This window comes from Phytohabitans sp. LJ34 (genome assembly GCF_052068095.1).
Lineage (GTDB): Bacteria > Actinomycetota > Actinomycetes > Mycobacteriales > Micromonosporaceae > Phytohabitans.
In genome coordinates, this window is record NZ_JBQHDG010000067.1 from 1 (window position 1) to 802 (window position 802).

The 802-nt window shown below is 74.6% G+C and carries 1 protein-coding gene; it reads right to left on the reverse strand.

Annotated elements, in window-relative coordinates:
- Nucleotides 1-802: sigma-70 family RNA polymerase sigma factor (locus ACTMTJ_RS45395; RefSeq protein WP_441225326.1), on the reverse strand; the 802-nt coding region annotated here is incomplete at both ends.

Genomic DNA, 802 nt, shown 5'->3' on the forward strand with positions numbered 1-802 from the left:
ACCGAGCGGCGCCGCAGCAGCCGCCGCACGAGCGCGGAACCCGCCGAGCCCGCGGAGCCGGCGCCGGCGCCGCTCAGGTACGCGCCCGCGGAGCCGCCCAGCAGCGCGCCCGCCAGGATCTCGCGCATACCCGCGTTGACCTCACCGAGCTCGACGAACAGCAGATGGCACCGCCGGCACTCGTCCAAGTGCTGCTCGACCCGGCGACCGTCCCGGCGGGACAGTCCACCCCGGACATGGGCACCGAGCCGCTCGATCGACCACCGGCACTCGTCGGCCGGGTCCGCGGCGATGTGCTCCTGTAGGTAGTTCTGGCGCAGCCGCTCGCGGGCCCGGTACGCCATCGCGGCCACGCCGTTGGGCGTCAGCCCCATCATCGGCGCCACGTCGGCCGGGTTCTCGCCCTCGACCTCGGTGTGCCACAGCACCGCCTGCCAGTGCTCGGGCAGGCGGGCGAAGGCGCGCGCGACGAAGCCGTACTCCATCCCCTGGACCGCCGTGTCCACGAAGGGCACGCCGGGGTCGTGGGCCTCGGGGTCGTCGGTCACCGACTCGCGGCGGGCCTTGCGGGTGCGGTCGTAGAAGAGCCGGCGAATGGTGGTGAGCAGATACGGCCGGAACGCGGACTCCGGCCCGCCGCCCTCCTCCAGCGTGGCCAGCAGCTTCGCGAACGCCTCGGCGACGAGGTCCTCGACGTCCGCCGGGTCGCGTACGAGCGTGCGCGTCATCCGCCGGGCGGCGTCCACGTGCCGGCGGTAGACCAGCTCGTAGGCGGCGGTGTCACCGGCCCGAACGGCCGCGA